Source organism: Alkalibacterium sp. m-11 (assembly GCF_054658155.1).
This window is the reverse complement of record NZ_BAAGIR010000606.1, coordinates 1-252: the sequence shown is the minus strand read 5'-3', so window position 1 is coordinate 252 and position 252 is coordinate 1. Positions and strand designations below refer to the sequence as shown.

The 252-nt window shown below is 42.9% G+C and carries 1 protein-coding gene; it reads left to right on the top strand.

Features of this window, described 5'->3' with window-relative positions; all coding sequences use genetic code 11:
• On the top strand, positions 1-252 hold a 252-nt coding region (locus ACYQ2O_RS13700; protein WP_459796872.1), incomplete at both ends, for a hypothetical protein.

The window sequence follows — 252 nt, the reverse complement described above, 5'->3', positions numbered from 1 at the left end:
GGTGCTTTCGGAGCGAGCCAAAAAGCAAGTCCAGCCCTTGCTACAAGCGGCGTATAAAAACAATCCAGATGGTTTCTATATCCATGCGCCTAAGAGAAGTAAAACACATGTGAAAGGGTTACTCGGTGTAGAAAAGCAAAATAATCCAGCCAGTAAATGTCACTCTATTCCGGCAGTTTTTTTTAAGAAGATGGGTCAATTAAGCGACAGAATCTGTTTATTCCAGCACGTTTGTCAGTTTAGACCAGCGGA